The sequence below is a fragment of the Halpernia sp. GG3 genome, assembly GCF_052976925.2.
Window position 1 is genome coordinate 91,810 of sequence record NZ_JBRIIR020000009.1, and the last position, 15,130, is coordinate 106,939.

The window sequence follows — 15,130 nt, forward strand, 5'->3', positions numbered from 1 at the left end:
ATTTGCCGTACAATTAAAAACTGATATACATAATGTAAATAAATTAATTAAAAGTGTTTATTTCCTGCTCCATTTATTTGATAAGCGCCTATGTCCTTTCCCGGAGGTGTGATTTCGGTTGCCCCATATTTTAAACTTATAGGAAAATTTTGTTCATTACCCAATGCTTTAAATGCTGTAAAACCAATACCAACACAAGGTGAATTAAGTTTAAGTGAAAAATTAAAATTTTGCACAGCGCTGTACTCTATTGCTTGATGTCCCGCCGGAATAGGAACTGGAGCATTAACGAAAAGAGGGTTGTTTATTCCCACTACTGCAGCACCACTGTAAACATCTCCAGGTTGGTAATTGTTAGGTAGAAATGTACTTGGTTTTGGAAAATCTGTGGTTTGTGGGATCTGAATATAACCATGAGGATAAAACTCGGAAGCCATAGTTGCATCATCTGTATATTGATAGGTGCTGCCATAAAATAAGTGTGCAATATCCGCTATAGGATTGGGAACTATTCTTGGGCCATATCTGCAATTTACGATCAAATTGTTGTAATACATTCCTGCAGCACCCTCTTCATAATTTATAGAACCTCCTCTTCCGGGATCTGCTCTTCTAAAACCACAATTTACAATCGTATTGTTATAAAATCTCATATTGGTTTGTGCAGTAGTTGCAGATTTATTAGAAGCTTTTGGGCCATTAGTAGCAATACCGATACAAAGATTATACGCAAAATCTCCTACAGCTCCAGCTTTCAAATTGACAGCCTCACCGCCCGTATAACCGCATTTTTCAAATGTATTTCGGAAAATTTCAACCCTGCCCCCTAGAACTCTTACAGGATCATCCACTGAACCATAAATCCAAGAATCTTCAAGTACAAATAATCCATTGGGATTTTGAAAATAAATATCGTAAGCTCCTTTGTTTCCAGATGTGAAACCTATATCTGAAAATAACCCTAAGACTGCTGCACCTCCAAATTCCACATGGGTCCATTTTATAACCATTAAAGGGCAATCTGTGGATGCTAAAATACCTTTCCATAGACCTTTGTAAGCCGGATCGCTGTTTACATCAGCACCAGGATTATCAGTTTTAACGACATTAGGAACGGTGATCCAGTTGGGGTCTTCTTTTGTACCAAGACTTATAAAAACTCCTTTCACTACGATTCCAGCACTGTTTATTACATTTACATGTACGCCTTCTTGAATGATAAGTGTATCAGATTTGTTGATATATACATCAGCATCAATGGTATAGGTTTTACCTTTCAGCATAGTTCCTTTTATGCTCCCGTGCAATGGTGCTGCATCACTTACAGGATTTGAGGGTGCATCAGTGTGTATGTAAAGATCGGTTTTGGTTTCTTCGAACCTGGAGCACGAAATACCACAAAGTAATATGCCGACTAGAAATAGATAGGAAATTTTCATAATTTTTTGTTTTTACATTTTAAATCTTACACCAAATAAAAATGAGGATCTGTAATAATCTCTTTGAACATTGATTCTATTATCACTATCCTGAATTGGTAGAATACCTTTTCCAGAGCGATACACATTGGGTTGTTTTAAAAATAATTCATAAGGAGAATTAGTTAAATTATTAATTTTTATAAAACATGAGAAATTTTTATTGAGCGTTTTTTCTAAAGAAAGATCTAATTGGGTGTATGCCTTTTGCCAATAATCTAAATCTTTAAAAGCACTTACTTGTGCAATTCGTTCTCCCGTATAAACAAATGCCAATTGAGAGTCAAAACCCAATCTCGGATTTTTATATATTACCGATAAATTTCCAATATTTTGTGCTTGCCCTTGCATCGGTCTTTTCTGTTGAACAATTTCTGGCAAATTGCTACTTGTTTGTTGTAATTTGTTTGTTGTGATTTCGGAATGAGTGTACGTGTAATTTGCTAAAAACCCAAGGTTTCCAAAATATTTTGAATAAACTACCTCGAAACCATAGTTAACAGACGTGCCAAAATTAGACGGAGTCAATACGATATTTCCTGGTAGATTACCAATGTGTTGCACTGTCGTTTCAATGGGATCAATAATGTTTTTATAGAAAGCACCAACCAAAAACTGATTTGCAACACCTGAAAGATAGGAGTATCGTAAATCATAATTACTGGATCGCGTTCTTTTTATCAAGGGATTTCCTACTTCGTCATAAACGTCTCCAGTAATTCTTAAAGGCACAATATCTGAGAATCCAGGTCGGGAAATTGCCTTGTAATAGGAGGCTCTAATATTTTGCTGATTATTTATCTCATATTTTAATTGGGCGCTTGGTAAGGCATCTTTGTAAGAAATTCTACCGTCTTTATAATCAAAATTATTGGCTGCTAAAGTGTTATACTTATCTTGGGTACTTTCTATTCTTAAGCCTCCTAAGATTTCCAATTTGTCTGTTAATAATATTTTACCCATTAAATAACCCGCGGCAATGTCTTCATTAAATGTATAATTATTTGCACCTTGATCTCCTGCTAAACCTGTATTTGTGCCTGTAAATCCGTATTTAGCATCAAAAATATTAGTAAAAGTTTGAGGGCTTCCGTCAGGATTGAGAATTGCTGTCAATGAATAGGAGTTAAAATAATTATCCCTTTTCTTGTGCCTGTACATTCCGCCTACTTTAAAGCTTGATTTTAGTCTGAAAAATTTTGGAGAATAGGTGAAATTAATATAACCCGATAGATCTTGATCTGTATTTCGAGTCCATTGTCTTTCCATACCTTGAAGTTGATCTGCTGAAACGATTTTATTTTGATATACAGCGTGCAATGAACTAAATTCTGCCCAATCTGGCATCTCGTTTTTGGCACGCGAATAAACACCACTCCAATCCAATTTTAATTTGTCAGTTAATTGATGATCTCCTTGTAGTGTTGTGTTATAAATATGTTGAAGTTGTCTGAAAGTTCTTTCAAAAATTTGAACATTTCCACTTCCCGGTCCTGTTCTTTGTATTGCAAATATAGAATCTACAGAATGTCTTGCCTGGAATTCATCTAAAGTGGTGTACAGATTATAAAGACTTATTTTGTTTTTAGAATTAAAACGATAATCTAATTTTGCATTGATACCCAATCTTTTAGTCTGTGTAGAATAATTTCTTACCAATATATCTGAAAAAGTGGATACATTTCCGGAATTCGGTTCTGCATTGGGTTTTATGTAAATTGATGAGGAACCTCTAAAATTATTTTGATAACTTCCTGCAAGTAGTACTCCGAATTTTTTATTCTTTCCGAACCTATTTCCGTAGGTTAAACCAAAATTATAATTAAGAGGCATTACTCGATCAGTGTATGATAAATTTGCTCTAGGAAAATCTGAACTAACAGCATGGTAATCTTCTCCATTTACTTCGGAAGGTGATTTTTTGTTTATTACACCATGGTTAAAAGATAAAAAAGGATGATTTTGTGTAAAAATAGAACTGAAACCTTCGGAGGTATTAATGTTTATTAATTCTCTACTAGGTGCATCTTTCATTACTAAATTAATTGTTCCACCAATTGCATCACCTTCCATATCTGGCGTTAAAGATTTAATAACTTCCAGTCTTTCTAATAATTCGGACGGGAATAAATCCAGTGGAACATATCTGTTTTTATTATCGGGACTTGGTATTTTTATACCATTTACCAAAGTACTATTGAATCTTTTATCCATTCCTCGGATAACTGGATATCGTCCTTCGCCAGTACTGCTCCTGTCAATATTCACTCCTGAAACTCTTTGCAGCACATTTGCAACAGTAATATCTGGCATCAATTGAATATTTTTTGAAGACACAATATTCATCAGTTGATCCGCATTTTTTTCAATGTTCTGAATATTTCTATCAGATCCTCTTGAACCATTTATAATTACGGTTTCTATTGATTTTTCGTTCTTGGGATTCAAAATCAATTCTATTTTTATATTTTGATCCTCTTCAACAGTAATTTGTTTTTCTAGATCTGTATAGTTCGGTGATGAAACTTTTAAATTGTATGATCCTGGCAGAATTTTTTTTATTTTGAAAGAACCATCTAATTTTACGATGGTATTTGCTTTCTGACCATCTAGCTCTACTTTTGCTCCCACAACGGCCTCTCCAGTAATATTGTCTTTCACAATACCAGAAATACTTTGGGCAAAATAAAAATTAACAAAAAAAATAAAGAATAAGGATACTTTTAGATTCATAATTAACCGATTATTTTATATTTAATAAAAAATTTCGGTACAAATGTAAAAGTATAGATGCTTATTCAGTTTTTGAAAACAAAGAATTGTTTATAAATTAATACAGTAACTTTTTTTTAACAAAATATAAAATTTAATTAATCATTTGTTAACAAATGATTAATTTTAACTTTTAATAATAATAAAGCTTATTTTAAAAAAAAGAGGATTTCATTGATAATTTATCTTTTAATAATATATTATCAAAGCATCATAACGCCATCTATTACACCAACTTCCTTATAAATTTTTATAACTTGGTCAGCATCTAAAACAAAGGCATTAATACTTATTGCAGTGTATTTCCCATTTTTGCTGTCTCTATTGGTCATTGTAAAATTTGTACCATCGAAAACACGGTAAATTTCCGTTAGTTTTGCCTGGTCATTTGTCACTATAAATTTGTACAAATAATCTTCAGGAAAATCATGAGTTTGTTCTAATTTTTCTTTTAACGAAGCATAAAAGGCAGTTTGATCATCATTTTGATTTTGACCTATAGTATTCATATTAATTATTTTTAAAATTTAAAATGTCTCCGATGAGAGCCTAACTCTTATGAGTTTTCTAAATCTATGTAATTTGCTAAAGTTACAGAATCTGGAGATTCTCCCAAGGTTTTGTCTAAAATAAATAACGATTCATCCGAAGCATGATTTCCGCCAGCTATTTTTATTTTATCTATTAAATCTAATGCTATTTTTTCTTCTTCAATTTGCTCTTTGACAAACCATTGCACAAAATTCCAAGTCGCCCAATCTTTTTGTTCTAAAGATAAATCTACCAATTTATAAATCGCAGACGTGTTGTCTACTTCGTGCTGAAAAATCTTATCAAAACATTCCATTAAATTATTTGGATCCTTTAATGGTAACGGAATCGCTTCAATATGCGGTCGTCCGCCTCGCTCAAGAATGTACTCCATAATTTTTGTCATATGATCGCGCTCCTCAGCAGAATGTCTAAAAAGAAAACTGGCAATACCATTATAACCTTTTGAGCCGGCCCAAATTCCATAAGATAAATATATTTGAGAAGCATGTGCTTCTTTAGTCATTTGGCCAACTAAAGCTGACTGCATAATTGTTGAAAGTCTATTAGTAATCATTTATTTATTTTGATTTATTGCATTTTTAATCATACTTGTATTATCAGTCTCATCCTTCTGTATAATATTGAATAATCCATTTACCAACTGTTTTGTGGCGAAATTACTAAGACCATTTGAGGCAAGATTTTGAGAATTTTTTTGACCTAATAGCGATCCTAATAAATTGCTACCATTTAGTGCGGTATTTATTGTCTTAACAATTCCAAATTCGTTTAATTTTTCATCAACTTTAGGAGTCAATGCAGCAACTAGCTGACTTTCTGTACGTTCTCTTAAAATTTGTGTTGCGATTCCAGTTCCGCCTTGGGCTATTCTTGCGGCATCATCTGGAGTTAAATTATTAACAGCATTTGTAAGGATAGGTCTTGAGACATTTACAGTATAAACTGCTGCTTGCGCGATATAATCTTTCTCCTTTGCAACCAAATTTTTCAAACCCAAACTTTCTAAAGTTGAATTTATTTCGCGTAGCTGACTTGGCATCGCCTGATCAATAAGATTATTTTGAAGAAAACTTTGTTTGTCACTGAAAATATTTAGACCTTTGTTAATGCCGCCCAAAAGTACTTTTTTTAAGATTGCCAAACCGATACCTGAACTTACCAATGCGACGCAAGACGTGGCGGTGCTGGCGATTGTGAAAGTAGAAACTGCCGCAATCAAGTAAATTTTTTTGTTCATAACATTTTTTTTTCAAAATTTAAGCCAAATGACATTTTATCATAAGTAATATCATAATTTAACAAAATATTAACGGATATCTAGAATATTGTCTACATTTGATACTATAACATCAAAAACCTATTTTTATGAATCAAAAAAACCTAAAGTGGTCTGCATTAGTTGCTGTATTCTATTTTGGCATGTCTGTAGATGCCCAGCAAATTAATGATACCCTGACCAAAGAGAAAAAAATAGAAGAAATAGTAATGATTGGGTATGGAAGTAGAAAAAAAGTGGACAATACCACTTCCATTAGTACGATAAATTCCGAAGAAGTAAACAGAACAAAAGTACTTAACGCAACATAAGCCATCCAAGGTAAAGCGGCTGGTGTTACTGTTGTCGCCTCAGATTTGCCGGGCTCTACACCAACTGTAATTATTAGAGGTTTGGGCACAGCACTTTCAGGTAGAAATCCGCTTTATGTTGTCGACGGTTTATTCGTAGACAATATAAATAATATCAATAGTAATGATATTTTGTCATATGATATTTTAAAAGATGCCTCAGCCTTAGCTATTTATGGTAATAGAGCTGCAAATGGGGTTATTATTATAACTACAAAAACGGGACGGGGAAAAGGAATCACTGTAGAATATGATGGATATGCAGGGGTAAGAATACCTTTAAAAAGGGTGAAAATGGCAGGAAGTAATATATTTTCCTATTATACAAATACTGCATTAGGCGCAACTAAATTTTCGCAGGATCAACCGGTTAATACTGATTGGTTTAAAGAAATTACCAGAACTGGAACTTATAATAGTCACAACGTTTCACTATCCGGTGCCTCTGAAAGTGCTAAATACTTTCTTAGTTTGAGTAATTATGAAGAAAAATCAATTTTGAACGGTACAGACTATAACCGAACAACCGTCCGTACGAATAATGAATTTAAAATTAGAAAAGGAATTGTAGTCACTCAAAATATCAGTGTGACATTTAGCAACATAACGCCAAAACCTCTAAGTGCTTTTACGAACGCTTACAAACAATCACCGATTGTTCCCGTATTTTTCCCAGATGGACAGTATGGTGTTTCTATCGTTGGAGCGGACGGATTTGCGTCGCCTACTGGAAATTCTCAGTTTAATAATGTTGGTAATCCTGTGGCTCAGTTGGCTTTTAATGATGAGAGACAAAAATCATATTTAATGCAGGGTGGTTTAAAAGTAGATATTGATATTATAAAAGATTTAAAATTTTCTTCCCAATTTTCTGGTGAATATTACAATTTTAAATCTTACAATTTTGACGGACAGCAAAGGTTAATAGGACAACCTGCGCCGAACTACACCAATCTTCTTAGCAACAGCAGACAAGATTATTTTAATTGGGTACTGACAAATTATTTTACTTATTCTAAGAAATTTGGCATTCATAACATTGAAGCTACCGTCGGAACTGAAGCCACCGTAAAAGATGGCACAAACTCTTTGGATTATCTTCGTAAAAATGTAGTTGGAAATAGTAATTATTATGACGTTGCAGGAACCAATTACCTGGATCAGCTTTTATCTTTTACAAGTGTTAATGGGAATAAAAACACAACCAATTCATATTTTGCAAGAGCGCAATATAAGCTGATGGATAAGTATTTATTGACGGCAACAATAAGGAGAGATGGTTCTTCCCAGTTTTCTGAAGGTCAGAAATGGGGAACTTTTCCCGCATTTGGTGCGGGCTGGATAATTTCTAAAGAAAATTTCTTAAAAGACAATTCATTGTTTAGTTTATTAAAACTTCGTGGCGGATGGGGACGATTAGGAAACCAAAATATACCAACTAATTATTTACCTTTTGCTACGGGAACCAGTTATAATTATTCTTTTAATAATTCACCTAACAATAGTGGAGTAACGATTGATAAGATTTTTGATCCTAATCTAACGTGGGAAATTACCGAAGAAAGTAGTGCTGGTTTAGATTTTGAGATTTTAAACAGAAAAATAAAAGGTAGTTTTGATGTTTACAATAGAGAAACTAAAAATATTATTTTAGCTGCAATACCAATTTCAACTTCAGGCATTTCTAATAGTGGATTATCTCCTCTAGGTTCGGTAAGAAATAGAGGTTTAGAAGGAATGCTGAGCTATGACGGAAAAATAAACGAAAATTTCAGTTATAATGTAAGCGGAAATTATTCTTACAATAAAAATGAACTTACCAATTTAAGTAGTTCCAATGTCAGCCCAATTCGTGGTGGTGGTTTAGGAAATGGTCAATACACCAAATTATTAGACCAATCTGCAGTGGGTCATCCTTTAGGTAGTTTTTATCTGTGGGAAGTTTCCGGTAAGGATGCGAGTGGAAATTTTACCTATACAGATACAAATGGAAATGGAAAAACGGGTGCGGACGATGCTAGTGACCGTAAGTTTTTCGGATCTTATGTTCCAACTTCCACTTATGGTATCAATGTAGGGTTTAAATATAAAAAATTGGATTTTTCTGCTAATGGCTATGGAACGCTTGGTTCAAAAGTTTATAATGGTAAAAAAGCGCAAAGATTTTCTGGCGAAAACGTAGAATATAATGTGGCAACAAATTTTTATTCTGCAACAAATACAGGATCTTCTAATCCTGCTCCATTTAATTCGGTGCCAATCGCTTCAAACTATTATTTAGAATCTGGCGACTTTTTTAGAATAAATAATTTAACTCTGGGCTATACACTTTCAAAACCAGTTGATTATCTAAAATCTCTGCGTCTTTATGTAAGTGCCATAAATCCATTTATATTTCAAAAATTCTCTGGATTTTCACCAGAACTTAATGCAGATGGGAATCCATATGGAAATACAGGGATAGAATTGGATGCTTATCCTACAGTTCGGTCATTTGTGTTGGGACTAAATCTTCAATTTTAATTTTAATAGTTATCAAAATGAATAAAAAAATAATATTGGTCTCAGCGCTTTTGATGGGTGCTGCCATTAATCAAAGTTGTAGCCGGGATTTTCTTGATGTAAAACCAACAGAAGCAATATCTGCGCAAGATATATCGCTGTATAATAATGATGCAGGCGCAGAGAGTTTTGTAACAGCTTGCTACGCTAAATTTTTAGATTTTAATATGAGCTCATTTCCTTGGATCGGTATTTCCAGCATTACCTCAGATGATGCTGATAAAGGCTCATCTCCAGGTGATAGCGGTTCTGATAAAGATTTACTAGATGCCTTAAATTTTAATGCGTCAATGCCTTCTTTTCAAGATGTTTTTGAAGGAAATTATCAAGCAATTAACCGCTCAAACCAAGCTTTGGCATTCTTACCTTTGTTAACAAATGCCAATCAAAATTTAAGAAATAGATTGACTGGTGAAGCTAAATTTTTACGAGCTTTTGAATATTTTACTTTGGTACGCTGTTTTGGCGGAGTTCCAATTGTTGATCATGTACCAAATCCTTCCGATAGCAACGATAGAACAATGCTTTTAACGAAAAAAACGAAAGAGGAAGTTTATGCCTTTATTGAAAAAGATTTAAAAGACGCTATAGCTTCTTTACCAGATAAAAGTGCTTATTCTGGGGCAAATGTTAGCCGGGCGTCGAAGGGAGCAGCGTATGCTTTACTTGCGAAAGTTTCTCTTTATCAAAAAAAATGGCAGCAAGTTGTAGATAATTGTAACTTAATTACTGGCTATTCTCTGACGCCGACTTTTGCTGACATCTATAAAATTACTGGGGAAAATAATCAGGAATCTATTTTCGAAATTCAGGGAAAAGGAGGGCAAGATCAACCAGGAATTCAGCAATATTCTCAAACCCAAGGAGCAAGAGGCGCGGGCGGCTGGGGATGGGGTTTTAATACGCCTTCTCAAAGTTTAGTAGATGCTTACAATGCTCAAGGAGATACGGTGAGGCGAAATGCAACTATTATTTTTAGAAATTCGACTTTGTACGATGGTAGAGTGGTTCCGTCCACGGTAGAAAATCCTTACTATAGTTACAAAGCATATTCCTCTGCTTTTAGCGGTGATGATGATTCTGACGCAGATATTAGATACTTGCGATATTCTGAAGTTTTGCTAATGAAAGCCGAAGCGATGAATGAATTAACTTTAACTTCTGCGGCGGCCCCATTTTTAAATCTTGTCAGAACTCGTGCAGGTTTAGCAAATACCACGGCAGTTACTCAAGCAGATATGAGAGTTGCAGTTTATAAAGAAAGACGGCTAGAGTTGGCTTTTGAGCATGACAGATGGTTTGATTTAATTAGAACAGGTCAAGCGGCAGCAGCAATGTCTGCTAATGGTAAGACATTTACGGTCGGTAAAAATGAAGTTTTTCCTTTCCCACAAAGTTTTATTTCAGAAGCAAAAGGCCTAACAATGCAAAATAATGGCTATTAATTTTTTAATTTAAAAAAAATGACACACACAAAATATTTTAAATATGCCTTCTCTTCTTTAATGATTGCTTCATTATTTATAAGCTGTGCTGGCGATAGTATTGATAATACCAACAATCCTGTTGCCTACGCAGCAATTGGAGGTTACGAAAATTCAGATGCAGTGGCTTCAGGAAATTTAGTAGCAAAATATAGTTTTGAAAATAATCTGACTGATAAAGTTGGGAATATTCTTAATGCTTCACCCACTAATGTAAAATATACCTCTGGTGCAAAGGGAAATGCTTATCAAGGTTCAAGTGATGAAATGCGTTATTTTATTGGTAATGCAGGAATACCCGTAACTGGGTTAAATAGTTTTACAATTGCTTTTTGGATGAACAGTGCAGGAACCGTAGATCCAGCGACACCAGGTCAGGGAAAAGGGGCGCAAGGAATATTTTCAATAGTTAGACCTACAGAATTCTGGGGTGGAATTAATGTTTTTTTAGAAAATCCTGATGGAAGTAAACCAGATCGGCTTCGTTTAAAATTAGGTGTGGAAAATGGCAGATCTGGAGTCCAATGGGGAAGTCAGGGCGTTATAATGAATATTGATAACAGTAAAAATACATGGATACATGTTGTATTTGCTTACGATTCAAAGACAAGTACTGTGAGATGTTATAAAAATGGAGATCCAGCCGTAAATTTAGATGGTTTTGCTTTTTCGCCTGCAGGTGGAGCGACCAATGGTTCAGCAAAATGGTTCGCCCAAGATCCCGGTGGTGCAAATAATCCAAATAATGCACCCGGTTACGGTGACTTTAAAATGGTTGGAACCAACGGAAAGGTAGTTTTCGGTTCCCATGCTTTTGAAACTATGCCACCTTTAAATAATGGTTCCCAGCAGGATTGGGCAACAAGTTATGCAGGAATGTTAGATGAGTTTAGGATCTATAGTTCTGCACTTTCAGGTGCGGAAGTTTCTGCAATTTACAAACTGGAAAAAGATGGCCGCTAAATAAACCAGAGAAGAGCCATGATTTGGCTCTTTTTTTTAAAATATTATTATGAAAATTTATTCAGTTTTTTTTATTTCAGCATTATTTCTAACTTCTTGTTCAGGTTCAGTTGTTACTCCAACTGGCGGCGGTACACCACTTGGTGGTGGAAATCCCCCTTCTTCCGCAACCCAGTATACAGAAGCAGAACTACTAGTGCTGGCTGAAAAAGACCCATTAAAGTATTTTTGGGAGTATGCAGAAAGTAATTCAAAATTAGCACGGGAAAGATATCATACAGACAATCCTGGCTTAGATGCAAATTTAGTCACAACTGGAGGCTCTGGTTTTGGACTGATGACTATTTTAGTTGGTATTAAAAATGGATATATTCCACGTTCAGAAGCAGTTTCAAGATTAACAATTGCTTTAAATTTCTTAGGAAGTGCTGATAGATTTCACGGGGCATGGCCTCACTGGATCAATGGTGTGACTGGAAAAGTAGTTCCTTTTGGGAATTTGGATAATGGTGGAGATTTGGTAGAAACTGCTTTTCTTACACAAGGTTTGATTTGTATCAGGGAGTATTTCAAAAACGCTACAGACCCTGCTGAACTTGGTTTAGCGACTAAAGCAGACATTCTCTGGAAGGGCGTTGAGTGGGATTGGTATACACAGGGTAATCAAAATGTGTTATATTGGCATTGGTCTCCCGATAATCAGTGGGCGATTAATTTAAAAATACAAGGTTACAATGAAACTTTAATGACCTACGTTTTAGCCGCGTCATCACCAACACATACTATTGCAAAATCTGTTTACGATCAAGGTTGGGGTAGTAATGGGATGATAAAAAATAATGCATCACAATATGGAATTCCCGTTTTGGCAAATCACTCGGGTGCAACGGGAAATGTTGGTCCGATGTTTTTTTCTCATTATTCTTTTCTGGGGCTAGATCCAAATGGCTTAACAGATCAAAATCTAAATTATGGTGATGTGGTGACAAATCATGCCAAGATCATGTACCAATATTGTGTCACAAATCCTAAAAATTTTTTGGGTTATTCTTCGAAGAGTTGGGGTTTAACAGCTAGCTATTCAAGAAACGCAGATGGTTCTACGGGTTATTCTGCACACGCACCAAACAATGATTTAGGAGTTATTTCGCCAACCGCCGCACTTTCAAGTTTTCCTTACACTCCTGCAGAAAGCATGAATGAATTAAAGTTTTTATATAATGAAAATTTTTCCAAATACATTGGTACAGCGGGTCCCTATGATGCTTATTCGCAACAATATAACTGGGTTACACCAAGATATTTAGCAATAGACCAAGGGCCAATTGCGCCGATGGTAGAAAATTACAAAACAGGTTTTATTTGGAATTTATTTATGAATGCACCTGAAGTGAGGCAAGGACTATTAAAATTAGGTTTTCACTCCACCAAATATGGTTTTTAAAATATGATTAAAAATGTTGTGTCACTTTTCATTTTCGGTTTATGTATTTTTTCTTGCACATTAAGAGCACAAAAAGATAACAAAACGAATAAAATGAACCTTTCAAACCACGAATTATTAAATTTAGTTCAAAAACAAAGTTTAAAATATTTTTGGGATTTTGCGGAGCCGCATTCATTTTTAGCGCGGGAGAGATTCCATCCGGACGGTGTCTATCCTTACAATGATTCGAACGTAATTACAACTGGAGGCTCCGGGTTTGGTTTGATGTCAATTTTAGTTGGTGTTGAGCGGGGTTTTATTTCTAGAAGTGAAGCTGTAAAACGTTTAACCCACATAACTGAATTTTTACAAAAAGCTGATCGGTTTAAAGGCGCTTATTCCCATTGGATAAATGGCGAAACAGGCAAAATGGTTCCTTTTGGCAAAAAAGATAATGGCGGAGACTTAGTAGAAACTTCTTTTTTAATGCAGGGAATTATTTGTGTTCGAGAATATTTTAAAAACGGCAATTCAGAAGAAAAAAAATTAGCCTTAAATTGTGATCAGCTTTGGCGCGGTGTAGAATGGAATTGGTATACGAAAGGTGGTGAAAAGGTATTATATTGGCATTGGTCGCAGCAGTATAATTGGGAGATGAATTTCCCGCTACAAGGCTATAATGAATGTTTAATTACATATGTTTTAGCCGGATCGTCACCCACCTATTCCATAGATAAAGAAACGTATGAAAAAGGTTGGGGCAGAAACGGAACTTACACGACAGATAAAACCAAATATAATTTACCGCTTTTCGTAAAACACAATGGATCAGAAGAATATGGCGGTCCTCTCTTTTGGTCGCACTATTCCTATTTGGGTTTAGATCCTCGGGGTTTATCAGATAAATATGTGAAAAATTATTTTGATTTAAATAGAAACCAGGTCCTGATAAATTATAATTACTGTGTAGAAAATCCAAAAAACTGGAAAGGTTACAGTAAAAATTATTGGGGTTTAACCGCAAGTTACACTAGAGATGACGATGGTTCCGTTGGTTACACTGCACATTCGCCAATCAACGATAAAGGCGTAATTAGTCCAACGGCCGCACTTAGCAGTTTTCCGTACACGCCAGAAAAATCAATGGATTTTCTAAAATTTATCTACAAAGAAAAACCAGAATTTGTCGGTGTTGCGGGTCCATTTGATGCTACTTCCATCAATTTTAATAATTGGGTAGCCAAAAAATATCTTGCAATAGATCAGGGCACTATCAACCCAATGATAGAAAACTACCGCACCGGTTTTCTTTGGGATTTATTTATGAATGCACCAGAAATTAGAGCTGGTCTGCAAAAATTGGGATTTAAATCAACGCAGCATCACATTAATTAAAATACTCATTTATGAATTTTTTTTTAGGAGCTATTTCCCGCTGTCCGCTATATCTTTTTTTGCGCTCGCTTCGCTCGGGCAAAAAAAGGATACCGCTTCCATCGGGGCTAGTTACACTTTTGTTTTTTTTAGTATTTTCTCAGCTGAGATCCCAGGAAATCCGTAAAAATTTTCAAATAGAAATTAGAGAAAATGTTTCTCTTAATTTTATATTAGATTTACCAAAAGACATTTCAAAACCCTTTCCATTAATTTTATTTCTTCACGGTTCGGGAGAGCGTGGTGAGGATTTAGATAGAGTAAAAGCCCACAGTCCTTTCACTAACAAAAATTTAATGAAGGAGGACGTCGCAATTTTAGCACCGCAATGCCCAGTAGGTAAGTATTGGGATACTAAAGCTATTTATAAGTTATTAGAAAACATTGTTAAAAACTACAACATAGATAAGAGTAGAATTTATCTTACGGGACTTTCTATGGGTGGCTGGGGAAGTTGGAAATTAGCGGATGAACATCCAGAATTATTCGCTGCAATCGCACCGGTTTGCGCACCGATGAATCGTCCAACTTTAGACCGCGCCTGTCAACAACTCGCAGAAAAACCCATCTGGATTTTCCATGGAGCTTTGGATGACGTCGTTCCCTTGGAAAATAGCACCACAATGTATCAAAAATTAAAAACTTGTGATAAAAACGTTCATTATACCATCTTTGAAAATGACAATCATAATTCTTGGGATTCCACTTATTCTGATCCAAAATTTTATGATTGGCTATTTGCCCAGAAATTAGTTTTCAAATAATGCGCTCGGCATATAATTAAATAAAAGAAATTTTTATTTCTCATATAACAAGATAAAACAATAAAA

Annotated in this window: 12 protein-coding genes; 7 read left to right on the forward strand and 5 right to left on the reverse strand. The window is 34.9% G+C overall.

The annotated features are described in order from the left end of the window. Positions 1–47: 47 nt before the first annotated feature. From ACVBED_RS03840 to ACVBED_RS03860, 5 genes are all read right to left on the reverse strand, one after another. Positions 48–1,439 (reverse strand): hypothetical protein, encoded by a 1,392-nt coding sequence (locus ACVBED_RS03840; protein WP_473094531.1) that lies wholly within the window; start codon positions 1,437–1,439, stop codon positions 48–50. Positions 1,440–1,451: 12 nt separating this feature from the next. Further along, positions 1,452–4,211, reverse strand: a complete 2,760-nt coding sequence (locus tag ACVBED_RS03845) for a TonB-dependent receptor (RefSeq protein WP_473094532.1) — start codon at positions 4,209–4,211, stop codon at positions 1,452–1,454. Positions 4,212–4,453: 242 nt separating this feature from the next. Continuing rightward, entirely contained in the window at positions 4,454–4,759 is a 306-nt protein-coding gene (locus ACVBED_RS03850; RefSeq protein WP_447119617.1) for a DUF493 family protein, read from the reverse strand. Between the two features lie 47 nt (positions 4,760–4,806). Then, positions 4,807–5,358 carry a ferritin gene (locus ACVBED_RS03855; RefSeq protein WP_473094533.1) on the reverse strand — a complete coding sequence of 184 codons (552 nt, stop codon included), beginning with the start codon at positions 5,356–5,358 and terminating at the stop codon, positions 4,807–4,809. Next, on the reverse strand, positions 5,359–6,042 hold the full coding sequence (locus tag ACVBED_RS03860; protein WP_447119621.1) for a DUF4197 family protein: 684 nt from the start codon (positions 6,040–6,042) through the stop codon (positions 5,359–5,361). A 128-nt stretch (positions 6,043–6,170) separates the two neighbouring features. Here ACVBED_RS03860 and ACVBED_RS03865 point away from each other — a divergent pair, with 128 nt between their 5' ends. From ACVBED_RS03865 to ACVBED_RS03895, 7 genes are all read left to right on the forward strand, one after another. Next, positions 6,171–6,392: a hypothetical protein gene (locus ACVBED_RS03865; RefSeq protein WP_447119622.1), complete on the forward strand. Its 222-nt coding sequence runs from the start codon at positions 6,171–6,173 to the stop codon at positions 6,390–6,392. A gap of 3 nt (positions 6,393–6,395) precedes the next feature. Continuing rightward, a complete protein-coding gene (locus ACVBED_RS03870; RefSeq protein WP_447119769.1) occupies positions 6,396–8,954 on the forward strand; it encodes a SusC/RagA family TonB-linked outer membrane protein in 2,559 nt (852 codons plus the stop codon). Positions 8,955–8,971: 17 nt separating this feature from the next. Beyond that, complete coding sequence (locus ACVBED_RS03875; RefSeq protein WP_447119624.1) at positions 8,972–10,438, forward strand: RagB/SusD family nutrient uptake outer membrane protein; 1,467 nt, start codon at positions 8,972–8,974, stop codon at positions 10,436–10,438. An 18-nt stretch (positions 10,439–10,456) separates the two neighbouring features. Next, on the forward strand, positions 10,457–11,440 hold the full coding sequence (locus tag ACVBED_RS03880) for a hypothetical protein (protein WP_447119626.1): 984 nt from the start codon (positions 10,457–10,459) through the stop codon (positions 11,438–11,440). Between the two features lie 49 nt (positions 11,441–11,489). Then, on the forward strand, positions 11,490–12,884 hold the full coding sequence (locus ACVBED_RS03885) for a glucoamylase family protein (RefSeq protein WP_473094534.1): 1,395 nt from the start codon (positions 11,490–11,492) through the stop codon (positions 12,882–12,884). A gap of 93 nt (positions 12,885–12,977) precedes the next feature. Beyond that, the gene (locus ACVBED_RS03890; protein ID WP_473094535.1) at positions 12,978–14,261 is read left to right on the forward strand and encodes a glucoamylase family protein; all 1,284 of its coding nucleotides are present in this window, start codon (positions 12,978–12,980) and stop codon (positions 14,259–14,261) included. 11 nt (positions 14,262–14,272) lie between these two features. Further along, on the forward strand, positions 14,273–15,064 hold the full coding sequence (locus ACVBED_RS03895; RefSeq protein ID WP_473094536.1) for a carboxylesterase family protein: 792 nt from the start codon (positions 14,273–14,275) through the stop codon (positions 15,062–15,064). The last annotated feature ends 66 nt before the right edge of the window (positions 15,065–15,130 follow it).